Genomic DNA, 13,473 nt, shown 5'->3' with positions numbered 1-13,473 from the left:
GACGACGAAAGATGAAGACACCGTGACCGAGCCCCACGTATCGCCCGACCGGGGCGACCAGCCCGTACGTGTCGGGATCGCCGACGACCATGAGTCTGTGCGGCTGGGCATCAAGGCCGCCTGTGAGAACGCGGGCTTCGAGGTGGTCTTCGCGGCCGCGACGGTGCGCGAACTCGTCGCCGGCCTCGCCGCCCGCCCTGTCGACGTGATAGTTCTGGACCTCTCGCTCGGCGACGGGTCGCTCGTCACCGACAACGTGCACCTCGCCCGCGGCACCGGCGCCTCGGTGCTGGTGCACAGCATCGCCGACAGGGTCGCCCTGGTGCGGGAGGCCCTGGCCGCCGGTGCGGCCGGCGTGATCCCCAAGTCCTCCCCGACGACCACCGTGATGGCCGCCGTCGCCTCGGTGGCGCGGGGCGATGTGCTCAACAACCTGGAGTGGGCCACGGCCATCGACGCCGACCGCGACTTCGCCAAGGCCCAGCTGGGCCGCCGCGAACGCGACGTGCTGCACCTCTACGCCTCCGGCCTGCCGCTGAAGATGGTGGCGATGCAGCTGGGGATCGCCCATTCCACCGCCAGGGAGTACCTCGATCGCATCCGGGTGAAGTACGTCGAAGTGGGCCGGCCCGCCCCCACGAAGGTGGACCTGCTGCGCAGGGCCGTCGAAGACGGCATCCTGCCGGGTCTCGACCCGGATGGCGGGGATGGGCGCTCCTAGACCGGCGGAGGCCGCCCCGGTCCGGTCGTTCAGGCTCTCGGCGAGCCGGGTCGCGCCCGAGCAGCTGGGCGCCGACCTGCTCAACGAGTCCAAGCAGCCCCGCAAACCGATCAGCCGCGCGCAGATCGAGCGGGTGGTGTCCAGGGCCGTCGGCGGCGTCGGCCTGATCTTCGCCCTGCAGACCTACCCGGCCATGCTCGGCCAGCTCGACAGCCTGAAGCCAGGCCTGGGTGTCGCCGTCACGGTGGCGATCTTCGGCGGGCTCGGTGTGGCGGTCATCGCCACCCTGGTGAAGAAGTTCATCAGGAGCACCAGCGGCCTGTTCGCGGTGCTCTACCTTGCTGCCCTGATCGCCTGGCCGGCGATGCTCAGCGCCCCGGAGGACACCCTCGACGGCAAGCCCTGGCTCTGGTACCTCTGCACCGTCGCCACATCCTGCGCCGCGGTGTCGTTCTCGCTGTGGTGGGCGATGATCTACACGCTGGTGGCGCCCATCGTCTACGGCATCGTGCGGGTGCTGCCGGCCGGCGGCGGGGCCGAGCCGATGCTCGGCGCCCTCGACGCCCTCTATGCGATCCTGCTCGGCCAGGTGGTGCTCATCATCATCACCATGCTGCGCCAAGCCACCGCCGCCGTCGACACCGCCCAGACCAACGCCCTGACGACGTATTCGGCCGCCGTGCGCCAGCACGCCACCGAGGTGGAGCGGGTGCAGGTGGACTCCATCGTGCACGACAGCGTGCTCGCCGCCCTGCTGTCCGCCGCGGCCGCCGGCACGCCGAAGTCCGCCGAGCTCGCCGCCACGATGGCCCAGGAAGCCATCACCCGGCTCAACGAGGCCGGCTCACTCCCCGCCGCCGACGACAACATGGTGCCGTTCAGCGACCTCAAGGACCGCATTCGGGCCATCGCCGGCCGGTTCGACGAGCCGATCGACTACATCGACTGCGATGCGGAGAACATCAGCCTGCCCGCTCACGCCGCCGAGGCCCTGTACTCCGCCAGCGCCCAAGCCATCGTGAACAGCATCCAGCACGCCGGCGCCCCCGGCGACGCCGTGGCCAGGTCGGTGCGGATGAACACCAACCTGCTCGGTGGCTGCGTCATCGAGATCGTCGACTCCGGGGTCGGATTCGACCCGGCCGCCGTGCCCAACGAGCGCCTGGGCCTGCGCATCTCGATCCGGGAACGCGTCGCGACGGCCGGCGGAATCGTGCACGTGCAGAGCGGTGGTGGCCAGGGCACCTCGATCCTGATCGAGTGGCCGCTGAGCGAAAGCGGGGAGGACGCATGATCACCGTCCCCCGCGGGTTGATCCTCTCGCTGGCCGCCTTGTTCTCCGCGTATCACGTGATCCTGGCGCTGTATTCGCTGGATGCGCCCACCTCGCCGGTGCCCCCACTGATCGCGATCCTGCTCTATGTCGTGGCCACCGCGATGAGCCTGTGGCCGAGCAGCCCGGCCCGGATGTCGCTGGCGCTGGCGTTCTTCAACGTGGCGGTCTGCATCGCCGTGCCGCTGCTCGTCGGCAGCCAGTTGGACGGCTCGGTGCCGGACAACGGCTACGCCACCTGGTATGTGGCCGCGGTCGGCACCCTGATGACCATCACAGCCACCCGCAGGCGCGCAGCGCTCGCCTGGGTCGGGGTGGCCTTCCTCGTCGCGCACACGCTGATCTGGGCCGGTGCAGGGGCCCTCGCGTCGATGGGAGTGATCGGCAGCGTCGTCTGGGTGTTCGTGGCGGTGACCCTGGCCAGGGCGCTGGCCAAGGCCGGCCGGGACGCCCGGCAGTACGGCCTCGCCGAGCGGGAGGCCACCGAATGGCAGGCGGCGCAGGACGCGCACCTGTACGAGCGTCAGGTGCGCCTGGCCCAGACCATCCGGCTGGCGGCGCCGATGCTGCGCCGCATCGTGCTGGAGGGCGGCGCCCTCACCGATGCGGAGCGGCAGGAATGCCGGCACCTGGAAGCCGCGATCCGGGACGAGATCCGCGGCCGCAAACTGCTCAACGACGCTGTGCGGCATGAGGTCATGGCGGCCAGGCGCCGCGGGGCCACCGTCACTCTGCTCGACGAGGGCGGAATCGACGACCTGCGCGGCGTCGACCTTCAGATTGTGTTGAACACGCTCGCCGACGCCATGGCCGCCACCACGGCGGCCACCATCATCGCCAGAACGGCGGCTGACGGCTCGGGAACCGCCGTGACGGTGGTGGGCATCAAGAGCCCCGACCCGAGGCTCAGCGCGCTCGGGCAGGATTCGCCGGACGAAGAGGTCGACCTGTGGCTGGAGATCCCGCGGAGCGGCCGGGAGGCCGGCCGGCACTGAACCCGGACATGCGAAAGGGGATCAGCCCGGAGGCAGATCCCCTTCCAACATTTCCGTGTCGGGGTGACAACCCGAATGTCACCCTGACGCGCCCCCAACACATTCGCCTGCTTACCCTAGTCGGCGAATGATTGGTGGTGTCACTCGAAAGCAACACCCAGCAATAACAATATTGCTGCCTGCCCGGCCCCGGGAAAAGTCGTCATTTAGGGGGACAGGACAGCGCGTGGTCAGGCGGTGAAGCCGCGCCAGCGTTCGTCGCCCCGCGCCAGGGGAGCCCTGGTGTTGCGCTGGCTGTCCTGCCAGGGGGTGGTGATGCCATGCGGTGTTGCCCGCAGGTTGTCGGACTCCGCGCGCAGCAACGCCCGCAGCACGGCGGTCACGGCGGCGGCCTCCTGCTCGGTGACTCCTGTCGTCACGAAGGTGAGCTCGGCCGGGTCGAAGCCTGGGTTGACGGTGTCTGTCATGGTGGCCCCTACAGCGGGATGTTCCCGTGCTTCTTGGCCGGCAGGCTCGCACGCTTGGTGCGCAACGCCCGCAGCGCCTTGACCACGGAGACCCGGGTTGCTGCCGGTTCGATGACCCCGTCGAGCTCGCCGCGCTCGGCGGCGAGGAACGGGCTGGCGACGTTGTAGGTGTACTCGTTGGCCAGGCGGCTGCGCACGGCGGCGACATCCTCGTTGGCGGCCTCTGCGCGCTTGATCTCGGCCCGGTAAAGGATGTTCACGGCGCCCTGTCCGCCCATCACCGCGATCTCCGCGGTGGGCCAGGCCAGGTTGATGTCTGCACCGAGCTGCTTGGAACCCATCACGATGTACGCGCCGCCGTAGGCCTTGCGCAGGATCACGGTGATCAGCGGAACCGTGGCCTCGGCATAGGCGTAGAGCAGCTTCGCGCCGCGGCGGATGATCCCGGTCCACTCCTGGTCGGTGCCGGGCAGGAAGCCGGGCACGTCGACGAGGGTGAGGATCGGGATCGAGAACGCGTCGCAGAACCGCACGAACCGGGCGGCCTTCTCGCCGGCGGGGATGTTCAGCGTGCCGGCCATGGCGTTGGGCTGGTTGGCGACGATGCCGACGCTGCGACCCTCGATGCGGGCGAAGCCCACCACGATGTTCGGCGCGAACAACGGCTGCGTCTCGAGGAAGTCGCCGTGGTCGACGATGTGCTCGATCACCGTCTTCACGTCGTAGGGCTGGTTGGGCGAGTCCGGGATCAGCGTGTTGAGCTTGAGGTCGGCATCCGTGGTCTCGAGCTCGACCTCGCTGTCGAAGACCGGCAGCTCAGCGAGGTTGTTGTCGGGCAGGAAGCCGAGCAGGGTGCGCGCGTAGTCGAGGGCGTCGGACTCGTCGCTGGCCAGGTAGTGCGCCACCCCGGAGATGGTGTTGTGGGTGAGCGCGCCGCCGAGCTCCTCCATGCCCACGTCTTCGCCGGTGACGGTCTTGATCACGTCGGGGCCGGTGACGAACATCTGGCTGGTCTTGTCGACCATGATCACGAAGTCGGTCAGGGCGGGGGAGTACACCGCGCCGCCGGCGGCCGGGCCGCAGATGATCGAGATCTGCGGGATCACACCGGATGCCGCGGTGTTGCGGCGGAAGATCTCGCCGTACTTGCCGAGGGCCACGACGCCCTCCTGAATACGCGCTCCGCCGGAGTCGAGGATGCCGATGATGGGCACCCCGGTCTTCAGGGCCAGATCCATCACCTTGATGATCTTCTCGCCGGCGACCTCGCCGAGCGAGCCGCCGAAGATCGTGAAGTCCTGGGAGTACACGGCCACCTGACGGCCGTGGATGGTGCCGGTGCCGGTGACGACGGAGTCGCCGTACGGGCGCTTCTTCTCCATGCCGAACGCCACGGTGCGGTGCCGCACGAACTCGTCGAGCTCCACGAACGAACCCGGATCCAGCAGTTCGTCCACCCGCTCGCGGGCGGTCATCTTGCCCTTGGCGTGCTGTTTCTCGATGGCGGCCTCGCCGCTCGCGGTCACGGCCTCGTGATAGCGCTTCTTGAGGTCGGCGAGTTTTCCAGCCGTCGTGTACAGGTCGGGTCCGGTCGGGTTCTCAGTCACGCCGTTCACTCTACCGGCCCCGCCCCGCACCATCCCCAGAGTGCGCCGGCCGCCCCGCCCCGGCCGGTGTACAACTCCCGCAATTCGTGCCCGGCCACGCCGGAATGCCCGGTTCCGCACCAAACTGGGCAGAATTGCAGGAGTTATGAATCCCCACGGGTGGGAGAAGAGGCGTGAGCATGGAGTTTTCGGGCAGCCGCGGTATCGGGGCACGGTTCGAGTACCTCGACGAGGCCGGGTCGACCAATGACGTTCTGGTGACCAGGGCGATGGGCGCGGATGCCGCGGCCTGGCCCAACCTCTCGGTCATCGTCACCGACAACCAGACCAGCGGGCGCGGCCGTCTCGGTCGCACCTGGTTGGCGCCGCGCGGCAAGTCGTTGGCCGTCTCGGTGCTGCTCCGCCCGACGCTGCCGGCCGGGCCGCTGCCCGCGAACCGGTTCGGCTGGTTCCCCCTGCTCGCCGGAGCGGCCATGACCCTGGCCGTGCGATCCGTCGTGCAGGGCGCGCAGGCGGTGCCTGGCGGCGACGAGGAGGCGCCCCGGCACGAGGTGGCGCTCAAGTGGCCCAACGACGTGCTCATCGACGGCTACAAGGTCTCCGGCATCCTGTCCGAGCTGCTGCCGGACGGCAGCGGGGTGTGCATCGGTGCGGGGTTGAACCTCGCGCTCGACGAGCACGACCTGCCCACGCTCACCTCCACGTCACTGATGCTGGTCACCGGCAGCATCCCCAACCCGGATGCCGTGCTCGCCGCCTACCTGGGGGCGCTGCGCGACCTCACCGAGAACTTCCTCGCCCACGGCGGGGACCCGGTGGCCAGCGGCCTGCACGACCAGGTGAGCGGCCTGTGCGGCACCCTGGGCTCTGCCGTGCGGGTGGAACTGCCCGGCGGTCAGGATCTGGTGGGCACCGCCGTGGGCCTGGATCCCGACGGTCGCCTGCTCGTCGAAGACCGGGTGAACGGCGATGTGCGGGCCGTTGCCGCCGGGGACGTGACCCATCTGAGGTATTAATGGGTTATGACCAACCCAGCCAGCACCACCCCGGGCGCGCCAACGCCGGCGCCCGAAGCAGAGGTGGTCGTGGCCCGGCTGCGTCGGCATGCCCGGGTGCTGTTCTGGCCCACTCTCGTGCTGATCGGTGTCTGTGCGGCCACGGGTTACTTCTACGCCAACCTGCCGGAGCCGTGGCAGAACGTGATGGTCCTGGTCGGCGCCGGGGTTGTCGTGGTGCTGCTCTGGCTGGTGCCGGTGGTGTCTTGGCTGACCACGCGGTACACGATCACCACCCGGCGCATCATCTTCGTGCACGGCATCTTCGTGCACGTCCGCCAAGAGCTGCTGCACAGTCGCGGCTACGACGTGAGCGTGCGCAAGAACTGGCTGCAGTCGCTGTTCAGGTCGGGAACCGTGCGGATCAACTCGGGCCTCGAGCACCCGCTGATGCTGCGGGACGTGCCCGATGCCGACCTGGTGCAGCAGGTCCTGCAGGACCTGATGGAGGTCTCCGCGACGGTCATGGCCGCCAGGCGGCAGGAACAATCAGCGCTCGGTGACGAGTCCACGCTCTGGACGGGCCGGTAGCCGCAGCGACCCTGTGCTCGTGGTCGCCGGTGCCGGTGCCGGTGCAGGCGCTCCGGCGAGCCGGGCCCGTCGGGTGGGCGAGAACACCCAGTAGCGGTAGAGGGTGAAGCGGAAGACGGCGCCGAGCAGCAGCCCGATCACGTTCGAGGAGATGTTGTCGGCGATGACGCTGGTGTAGCCGAGCACGTAGTGACTGACCCACAGGCAGGCCAGGCCGATTCCCATGCCGACGAGGCTGACCGCGAAGAATTCCAGCCCCTCCCGCACGGTCTGGGACTGCCGGTCCTTCGAAAACGTCCAATACCGGTTGCCCACCCAGTTCGCCAGGATCGCGAGCACGGTCGAGACCACCTTCGCCCAGATCGGGCCGGAGTCCACCGCGTCGGGGGAGAAGACCGTGGCCCGCAGCAGGTTGAAGACCGTGATGTCCACCGCGAAGCCGACGAGCCCGACCATGCCGAACTTGGCCAGCTGGGCGACAAAAGCGAACAGCCAGTGCCTCGTGAAGGGTGTTCTCGACATGCATCCGTCCGGCCGATAGGTGAAAATGGAACGTGGAGCGAGATAACGCGCTTCTTTCGCAGTCTACGTCCCGGTATTTTCCCCATCCTGAGAGTTCCCGGTCCTCCGGATGAACGGTCGCACAGAAATTGGTGAACAGATGAGCACGATCGTTGGTGTGATCGGCGGAGGCCAATTGGCCCGCATGATGATCCCCGCCGCGGTGAACCTCGGCATCGACCTGCGGGTGCTGGCCGAGGCCGACGGCATGTCGGCGAACCTTGCGGCGGTGTCGGTTGGCGACTACCGGGACGCCGCGACGGTACTCGCATTCGCCGAGACCGTCGACGTGGTCACCTTCGACCACGAGCATGTTCCGCAGGCGATCCTCACCGAGCTGGTGGCGCGCGGGATCGCCGTGCACCCGGGGCCGGACGCCCTGCTCTACGCCCAGGACAAGCTGCTCATGCGTGCGCGGCTGACCGAGCTCGGCCTGCCGGTTCCCGACTGGGCAGCGGTCGAGGACTCGGCCGGGCTGGCCGCCTTCCTGGCCGATCACGGTGGCAGGGCCGTGGTCAAGACGGCTCGGGGTGGCTACGACGGCAAGGGGGTCAGAGTGGTGTCCCACGCCCATGAGGCGGACGACTGGTTTCTCGCGCTCGCCGAAGACGCCAACGGCGGCGCACTGTTGGTCGAGGAGCTCGTGGACTTCCGCCGGGAACTCGCGCAGGTCGTCGCCCGCCGTCCGTCGGGCGAGATCGCGATTTGGCCGGTCGTGGAGACCGTTCAGCAGGGCGGCGTCTGCGCCGAGGTCATCGCGCCGGCCCCGAAGTCGGCCGGGCGGCTCAGCGACGTCGCCGCCGACATCGCCGAGCGGGTCGCCGAGGGCATCGGCGTCACCGGGGTGCTCGCCGTGGAACTGTTCGAAACCACCGACGGCCGGTTGCTGGTCAACGAACTGGCGATGCGTCCGCACAACAGCGGCCATTGGTCGATCGACGGGTCGACCACGAGCCAGTTCGAGCAGCACCTGCGCGCCGTGCTCGACCTGCCGCTGGGCGGCACCGGGCTGCGCGAATCGTGGTCGGTGATGGTCAACATCCTCGGCGGACCCGCCGAGGGCACCATGGCAGACCGCTATCCGGCCGCATTCGGCGAGCAGCCCACCGTCAAGGTGCACAATTACGGCAAGGCCCCCCGTGCGGGCCGGAAGATCGGCCACGTCACGGCTGTGGGATCGGATCTGGACTCGGTCACCTACCAGGCGCGTGCCACTGCGGCTTTTTTTCAGGACTAAAGCCTAAGATCATCACCGTGCCAGACAACCTCGTGACTCCTGCCCCCGAGTCCGTCCCCGCTTCAGCCGTGCTCGTCGGCGTTGTGATGGGGTCGGACTCCGACTGGAACGTCATGAGCGACGCCGCGGCGCTGCTTAGCGAATTCGGTGTCGCCCACGAGGTGCAGGTGGTGTCCGCCCACCGCACGCCGGAGAAGATGATCCGGTACGGCCAGGATGCGCACGGCCGCGGTCTCAAGGTGATCATCGCCGGAGCCGGCGGCGCGGCGCACCTGCCCGGCATGCTCGCCGCGGTGACGACCCTGCCCGTCGTCGGGGTGCCGGTTCCACTCGGCCGCCTGGACGGCCTGGACTCGTTGCTCTCCATCGTGCAGATGCCCGCCGGTGTTCCCGTCGCGACGGTCTCGATCGGCGGCGCCCGCAACGCCGCCCTGATCGCCGTGAAGATCCTGGCGACGGCGGATGACACGCTGCGCCTCAAGCTGCAAGGTTACGCCGACCAGCTGGCCGAGCAGGTGGAGCAGAAGAACACGGCCCTGCAAGCGAAGCTATGACCAGCGCCAGCAGTCCGATCCGGTACCCGAACTCCGGCTCCAGCCAGGTAATGACCCGGCGGGCCTGGTGGCTCGTGGTGCTCAATATCCTCATCCCGGGCTCCGCCCAGGTGCTCGCAGGAAGCCGCGGGCTCGGCCGGTTCGGCCTGCGGGCCACCATCAGCTTCCTGACCCTCGTCGTGATCGCCGGCGTCGTCTACGCGCTGAATCCTGAGATTCTGCTCACCGTGGCCACCAACTCGATCGGGCTGTGGGCGATGGCCGCCGTCATGGTGTTCTACGCCGTGATGTGGGTCATCCTGACCTTCGACACCATCCGGCTGTCCCGGCTCGTGAAGGCCAGGCCCAAGGCTCGGCCGTTCATCGCCGGACTGGCGACGGTTGTCATGGTCATCGTCGCCGGAACCGCCGGCTATGGCGCCTACGTGGCCACCACGGCCAGCGGGTTCCTCTCGACGGTGTTCGCCGTGGGCCCGTCGGAGCCCCCGGTCGACGGCCGCTACAACATCATGCTGCTCGGTGGCGACGCCGGAGCCGACCGCGAGGGGATGCGACCCGACAGCACCTCGGTGGTGAGTATCGACGCCGAGACCGGGAAGGCCGACATCATCGGCATCCCCAGGGATCTCGAGTACGTGCCGTTCCCGGAAGACTCCCCCCTGTACGCCTCGTACCCCAACGGCTACGGCTACAACGGCACCTGCGACGTGGATGTCTGCCAGCTGAACTCGATCTACACCGAGGTCGAGCTGAAGAGCCCGGAGATGTACCCCAACGCCGTGGCCGAGGGCAGCGAGCCCGGCATCGAGGCCATGCGCGACGCCGCCAGCGGCATCACCGGACTCACCATCCAGTACTACGTGCTCATCGACATGCAGGGCTTCTCGCAGCTCATCGATGCTCTCGGTGGGGTCGACATCAACGTGGCAGAGCGGCTGCCCATCGGCGGCAGGGAAGAAGACCTGAGCGACGTCGAGGGCTGGGTGGAACCCGGCCAGCAGCACATGGACGGCTTCACCGCCCTCTGGTACGGCCGGGCCAGGCACGGCTCGAGCGACTACGACCGGATGTCCCGGCAGCGCGTGCTGCAGGAAGCGATCCTCAAGCAGTTCAACCCGACGAACGTGCTCACCAAGTTCCAGGGTGTTGCCCAGGCAGGCCAGGAAGTCGTGAAGACCGACGTGCCGCAGGGCATGCTCGGCTACTTCACCAACCTCGCCACCAAGACCCAGCAGCTGCCCGTCGGCGCGGTCGAATTGGTTCCCGACAACGGGATCGACCCGACCGACCCCGACTACGCGTACATCGCCGGCCTGATCGACGCCGCGTTGAACCCGGTCACCGAGGAGACCCCGGCACCCTGACGGCTGACGGCTGACGGCTGACCGCTGACCGGCGGCCGACCCGCTACAGGTCGGCGTGCAGCTGCCAGACCCGTTCGGCGGTGTCCCGCCAGCTGAAGGCCTTGGCCCGGTCGCTGCCGAAGATGCGCAACCGGTTGGAGAGCTCGGTGTCGCCGAGCACGCGGTGCAGGGCGGCGCCCAGCCGTTCGGGATAGCCGGCCGGGTCGTCCCGCGCCACCGTGAAGCCGGCGTCGCCGCCGGCCTCGACCAGGGCGGGCGCATCGGAGTGGATCACCGGAGTGCCGAAGTGGAAGGCCTGGATGATCGGCAGCCCGAAACCCTCCTCGAGGCTCGGATACACGAACACCGTTGCGCGCGACATCACCAGGGCTAGTTGTTGATCGGTGAGCCCGTTTAACGAGCGCACCCGGTCCGGTGCCAGGCCGGCCTCGTCCGCGACGGAGGCGAGGGTGAGTTCGCCCCACGAGTCCGGTCCGAGCACGATCAGCGGCAGGTCGGCCGCGCCGGGAAGGCCGAGGGCCGTGATCAGGGCGGTGACGGCGCGGCGCGGTTCCAGCGTGCCCGCGGTGAGGATGTACTCGTCAGGCAGGCCCAGGTCGTTGGCGATGGTTTCGGCCGCGGCGGAGTTGGTCGGCAGCTGCAGGCCGCTGCTGACGGCACCGCCGATGACGCGTACCCGGTCGCCGAAGTCCATGATCTCGCTGAGCTGGTCGGCCAGGGCGTGGCTGGGCACCACGATGGCGTCGGCGTGCTTGCGGGCGCGTTTGAGCATCATCTTGGACCACCCCACGGTGGTGGGGGTGAGCGACTCCGGATGCGTCCAGGCCAGCACGTCGTGCACCGTCACGGCGACCTGCGTCTCGTCCCTGGCCCTGTCGTGGCGGCGCAGCGGAGCGAACAGGCCCGGAGCGTGCACGAGCCCGTGGCCGGCGGACGTGGCCACGCCCAGCTGCCAGGCCGCGGAGAGTTCGCGTCGGCCCAGTGCCATCTTGTGCAGTCCGGCCAGGCCGGGCAGCGATGACTCGATGTACTCGTAGTTCTCTTGCGTCGTCGCCGAGACGATGCCCTCCACGACGCAGTCGGTGGGCGCGGTGCTGATCAAAGAGCGGGTGAGCTCTTCGGTGTACCGGCCGAGTCCCCCGGGGACAGGCGAGACCAGCTGGTCGACGATGACTCTGAGGGTGATCATGACGGGTCGAACGCGCCGTGGGACGCCGCGTCGGTGAGGGCTTCGGTCCAGGGCCGCATCGGGGTCAGGCCGGCGGCCGCCCAGGCGTCGTGGCCGAGCACCGAGTAGGCCGGCCGGGGGGCGGGTCGCACGAACTGGGAGCTGTCGGTCGGCAGCACCCGCTTGGGGTCGAGCCCGGCGTTGGCGAACACGGCCTTGGCGAAGCCGAACCAGTTGGTCTGCCCCGAGTTCGTGCCGTGGTAGATCCCGACGGGGGCGTCGGCGTCGAGCAAGGCCACGATCTGGGCGGCCAGGTCGACCGTCCAGGTGGGCTGGCCGAACTGGTCGGCGACCACGGAGACGGTGTCCCGGCCCGCGGCGAGGGTGAGCATGGTGCGGCCGAAGTTGGGCCCGTGCGCGCCATAGAGCCACGCGGTGCGCACGATGTAACTGCCGGCGGGGTTCTCGGTGAGGACGAACTGTTCGCCGGCGGCCTTGGTCCGGCCGTAGGCGTTGATCGGGTCGATCTCGGTGTCTTCCGGGTACGGACGGTTACCGGCACCGTCGAACACGTAGTCGGTGGAGATCTGCACGAGCTTCGCGCCCACGGCAGCGGCGCCGATGGCGAGGTTGCGGGGCCCCAGTGCGTTCACCGCGTAGGCGGCGGCCTCGTTCTCCTCCGCCGCGTCCACCGCGGTGTATGCGGCGGCGTTGATGATCACGTCGTGGCCGGTGACGGCCTCCCGAACGGCGGCAAGGTCGGTGATGTCCAGCTCTGCTCGGTCCACGGCCGTGATGTCGCGCCCCGCGAGGGCGCCCTGCAGGTCGCGACCGAGCATTCCGGCCGCGCCGGTGATCAGGTAACGGGTCATGCTCAGATCAGCGCCGCGCGGGCCTTGAGGGGTTCCCACCAGGAGCGGTTGTCGCGGTACCACTGCACCACGTCGGCCAGGCCCTTTTCGAAGGGGACCTCGGGGGCGTAGCCGAGTTCGGCCTGGATCTTGGAGATGTCCACGGAGTAGCGCAGGTCGTGGCCGAGGCGGTCGGCGACGCGGTCGACGTAGGACCAGTCCTTGCCGGCGGACTCGAGGAGCATCTCGGTGAGTTCCTTGTTGGTCAGTTCGGTGCCGCCGCCGATGTTGTAGATCTCGCCGGCGCGGCCCCGGGTGAGGACCATGGCGATGGCGCGGGTGTGGTCGTCCACGTGCAGCCAGTCGCGGATGTTGTTGCCCTCGCCGTAGAGGGGAACGTGCAGGTCGTCGATGAGGTTGGTCACGAACAGCGGGATGACCTTTTCGGGGAAGTGGTACGGGCCGTAGTTGTTGCTGCAGCGGGTGATCGACACGTTCAGGCCGTGGGTGCGGTGGTAGCTGCGGGCGAGCAGGTCGCTGCCGGCCTTGGAGGCGGAGTACGGGGAGTTGGGCTCCAGGGCGCGTTCCTCGTTCCAGGAGCCCTCGGCGATGGAGCCGTAGACCTCGTCGGTGGAGACGTGCACGAAGCGGGGCAGGTCGTGGCGGAGCGCCGCGTCCAGGAGCTGCTGGGTGCCGAGCACGTTCGTCTCGACGAAGATCGACGCGTCGCGCACCGAACGGTCCACGTGGGATTCGGCGGCGAAGTGCACCACGGCGTCCAGGCCGGGGAAGAGGGTGTCGAGCAAGGCGCCGTCGCGGATGTCGCCCTGCACAAAGGAGTACCTCGGAGAATCGGCCACGGGGGCCAGGTTTTCCAGGTTGCCGGAGTAGGTGAGGGCGTCGAGGACGACGATGTCCGCGCCCTCCAGGCCGGGGTAGGCGTCCTGCAGGGTGCGGCGAACAAAGTTCGAGCCGATGAACCCGGCGCCGCCGGTGACGAGGATCTTCATACGTAGATAACCATTCCGT

The 13,473-nt window shown here is 68.8% G+C and carries 14 protein-coding genes; 8 read left to right on the top strand and 6 right to left on the bottom strand.

Features of this window, described 5'->3' with window-relative positions; genetic code table 11:
• Positions 1-22: 22 nt before the first annotated feature.
• The 3 genes from ACEN2M_RS13755 to ACEN2M_RS13745 are packed head-to-tail and all read left to right on the top strand — an operon-like array spanning position 23 to position 3,049.
• Positions 23-721 carry a response regulator transcription factor gene (locus ACEN2M_RS13755; RefSeq protein ID WP_441648701.1) on the top strand — a complete coding sequence of 233 codons (699 nt, stop codon included), beginning with the start codon at positions 23-25 and terminating at the stop codon, positions 719-721.
• Positions 708-2,015, top strand: a complete 1,308-nt coding sequence (locus ACEN2M_RS13750) for a sensor histidine kinase (RefSeq protein WP_441648700.1) — start codon at positions 708-710, stop codon at positions 2,013-2,015. The genes ACEN2M_RS13755 and ACEN2M_RS13750 overlap by 14 nt, the downstream gene beginning before the upstream one ends.
• On the top strand, positions 2,012-3,049 hold the full coding sequence (locus ACEN2M_RS13745) for a hypothetical protein (protein ID WP_441648699.1): 1,038 nt from the start codon (positions 2,012-2,014) through the stop codon (positions 3,047-3,049). The genes ACEN2M_RS13750 and ACEN2M_RS13745 overlap by 4 nt, the downstream gene beginning before the upstream one ends.
• A 230-nt stretch (positions 3,050-3,279) precedes the next feature.
• On the opposite strand, the gene ACEN2M_RS13740 is transcribed toward ACEN2M_RS13745, so the two are convergent.
• Together ACEN2M_RS13740 and ACEN2M_RS13735 are read right to left on the bottom strand one after the other, a co-directional pair.
• The gene (locus ACEN2M_RS13740; protein WP_441648698.1) at positions 3,280-3,516 is read right to left on the bottom strand and encodes an acyl-CoA carboxylase epsilon subunit; all 237 of its coding nucleotides are present in this window, start codon (positions 3,514-3,516) and stop codon (positions 3,280-3,282) included.
• An 8-nt stretch (positions 3,517-3,524) separates the two neighbouring features.
• Positions 3,525-5,156 (bottom strand): acyl-CoA carboxylase subunit beta, encoded by a 1,632-nt coding sequence (locus tag ACEN2M_RS13735; protein ID WP_441648697.1) that lies wholly within the window; start codon positions 5,154-5,156, stop codon positions 3,525-3,527.
• 146 nt (positions 5,157-5,302) lie between these two features.
• Between ACEN2M_RS13735 and ACEN2M_RS13730 the strand changes: the two genes are divergently transcribed.
• Positions 5,303-6,139: a biotin--[acetyl-CoA-carboxylase] ligase gene (locus tag ACEN2M_RS13730; protein WP_441648730.1), complete on the top strand. Its 837-nt coding sequence runs from the start codon at positions 5,303-5,305 to the stop codon at positions 6,137-6,139.
• Positions 6,140-6,145: 6 nt separating this feature from the next.
• Positions 6,146-6,709, top strand: a complete 564-nt coding sequence (locus ACEN2M_RS13725) for a PH domain-containing protein (RefSeq protein WP_441648696.1) — start codon at positions 6,146-6,148, stop codon at positions 6,707-6,709.
• On the opposite strand, the gene ACEN2M_RS13720 is transcribed toward ACEN2M_RS13725, so the two are convergent.
• A complete protein-coding gene (locus tag ACEN2M_RS13720; RefSeq protein ID WP_441648695.1) occupies positions 6,668-7,231 on the bottom strand; it encodes a GtrA family protein in 564 nt (187 codons plus the stop codon). The genes ACEN2M_RS13725 and ACEN2M_RS13720 overlap by 42 nt on opposite strands.
• Before the next feature lie 109 nt (positions 7,232-7,340).
• On the opposite strand from ACEN2M_RS13720, the gene ACEN2M_RS13715 reads away from it, so the two are divergent.
• From ACEN2M_RS13715 to ACEN2M_RS13705, 3 genes are all read left to right on the top strand, one after another.
• Positions 7,341-8,507 carry a 5-(carboxyamino)imidazole ribonucleotide synthase gene (locus tag ACEN2M_RS13715; protein ID WP_441648694.1) on the top strand — a complete coding sequence of 389 codons (1,167 nt, stop codon included), beginning with the start codon at positions 7,341-7,343 and terminating at the stop codon, positions 8,505-8,507.
• A gap of 86 nt (positions 8,508-8,593) precedes the next feature.
• On the top strand, positions 8,594-9,061 hold the full coding sequence (gene purE, locus ACEN2M_RS13710; RefSeq protein WP_441648729.1) for a 5-(carboxyamino)imidazole ribonucleotide mutase: 468 nt from the start codon (positions 8,594-8,596) through the stop codon (positions 9,059-9,061).
• Positions 9,058-10,425 carry an LCP family protein gene (locus tag ACEN2M_RS13705; protein WP_441648693.1) on the top strand — a complete coding sequence of 456 codons (1,368 nt, stop codon included), beginning with the start codon at positions 9,058-9,060 and terminating at the stop codon, positions 10,423-10,425. Before purE ends, ACEN2M_RS13705 begins: the two co-directional genes overlap by 4 nt.
• Positions 10,426-10,468: 43 nt before the next feature.
• Here the strand turns inward: ACEN2M_RS13705 and ACEN2M_RS13700 are convergent, their stop codons facing one another.
• Genes ACEN2M_RS13700 through rfbB form a run of 3 tightly spaced genes read right to left on the bottom strand, consistent with a single transcriptional unit; the run spans position 10,469 to position 13,454 of the window.
• Positions 10,469-11,614 carry a glycosyltransferase family 4 protein gene (locus ACEN2M_RS13700; RefSeq protein WP_441648692.1) on the bottom strand — a complete coding sequence of 382 codons (1,146 nt, stop codon included), beginning with the start codon at positions 11,612-11,614 and terminating at the stop codon, positions 10,469-10,471.
• Positions 11,611-12,465, bottom strand: a complete 855-nt coding sequence (gene rfbD, locus ACEN2M_RS13695; RefSeq protein ID WP_441648691.1) for a dTDP-4-dehydrorhamnose reductase — start codon at positions 12,463-12,465, stop codon at positions 11,611-11,613. Before rfbD ends, ACEN2M_RS13700 begins: the two co-directional genes overlap by 4 nt.
• 2 nt (positions 12,466-12,467) lie before the next feature.
• Positions 12,468-13,454 carry a dTDP-glucose 4,6-dehydratase gene (rfbB, locus tag ACEN2M_RS13690; RefSeq protein ID WP_441648690.1) on the bottom strand — a complete coding sequence of 329 codons (987 nt, stop codon included), beginning with the start codon at positions 13,452-13,454 and terminating at the stop codon, positions 12,468-12,470.
• Between the last annotated feature and the right edge of the window lie 19 nt (positions 13,455-13,473).

Origin of the sequence: Cryobacterium sp. W22_MBD10_FK3 (assembly GCF_052113745.1) — a bacterium.
In the GTDB taxonomy this organism is placed as follows: Bacteria; Actinomycetota; Actinomycetes; order Actinomycetales; family Microbacteriaceae; genus Cryobacterium.
This window is presented reverse-complemented; position numbering and strand designations above follow the sequence as displayed.

What these genes read in the sequence shown, in the direction of transcription:
- rfbB (WP_441648690.1), bottom strand. Translation starts at nt 13,454, where the DNA reads ATGAAGATCCTCGTCACCGGCGGCGCCGGGTTCATCGGCTCGAACTTT.
- ACEN2M_RS13750 (WP_441648700.1), top strand. Translation starts at nt 708, where the DNA reads ATGGGCGCTCCTAGACCGGCGGAGGCCGCCCCGGTCCGGTCGTTCAGG.
- ACEN2M_RS13705 (WP_441648693.1), top strand. Translation starts at nt 9,058, where the DNA reads ATGACCAGCGCCAGCAGTCCGATCCGGTACCCGAACTCCGGCTCCAGC.
- ACEN2M_RS13715 (WP_441648694.1), top strand. Translation starts at nt 7,341, where the DNA reads ATGAACGGTCGCACAGAAATTGGTGAACAGATGAGCACGATCGTTGGT.
- ACEN2M_RS13725 (WP_441648696.1), top strand. Translation starts at nt 6,146, where the DNA reads ATGACCAACCCAGCCAGCACCACCCCGGGCGCGCCAACGCCGGCGCCC.
- ACEN2M_RS13700 (WP_441648692.1), bottom strand. Translation starts at nt 11,614, where the DNA reads ATGATCACCCTCAGAGTCATCGTCGACCAGCTGGTCTCGCCTGTCCCC.
- rfbD (WP_441648691.1), bottom strand. Translation starts at nt 12,465, where the DNA reads ATGACCCGTTACCTGATCACCGGCGCGGCCGGAATGCTCGGTCGCGAC.
- ACEN2M_RS13745 (WP_441648699.1), top strand. Translation starts at nt 2,012, where the DNA reads ATGATCACCGTCCCCCGCGGGTTGATCCTCTCGCTGGCCGCCTTGTTC.
- ACEN2M_RS13740 (WP_441648698.1), bottom strand. Translation starts at nt 3,516, where the DNA reads ATGACAGACACCGTCAACCCAGGCTTCGACCCGGCCGAGCTCACCTTC.
- ACEN2M_RS13720 (WP_441648695.1), bottom strand. Translation starts at nt 7,231, where the DNA reads ATGTCGAGAACACCCTTCACGAGGCACTGGCTGTTCGCTTTTGTCGCC.
- ACEN2M_RS13735 (WP_441648697.1), bottom strand. Translation starts at nt 5,156, where the DNA reads ATGGTGCGGGGCGGGGCCGGTAGAGTGAACGGCGTGACTGAGAACCCG.
- purE (WP_441648729.1), top strand. Translation starts at nt 8,594, where the DNA reads ATGGGGTCGGACTCCGACTGGAACGTCATGAGCGACGCCGCGGCGCTG.
- ACEN2M_RS13730 (WP_441648730.1), top strand. Translation starts at nt 5,303, where the DNA reads ATGGAGTTTTCGGGCAGCCGCGGTATCGGGGCACGGTTCGAGTACCTC.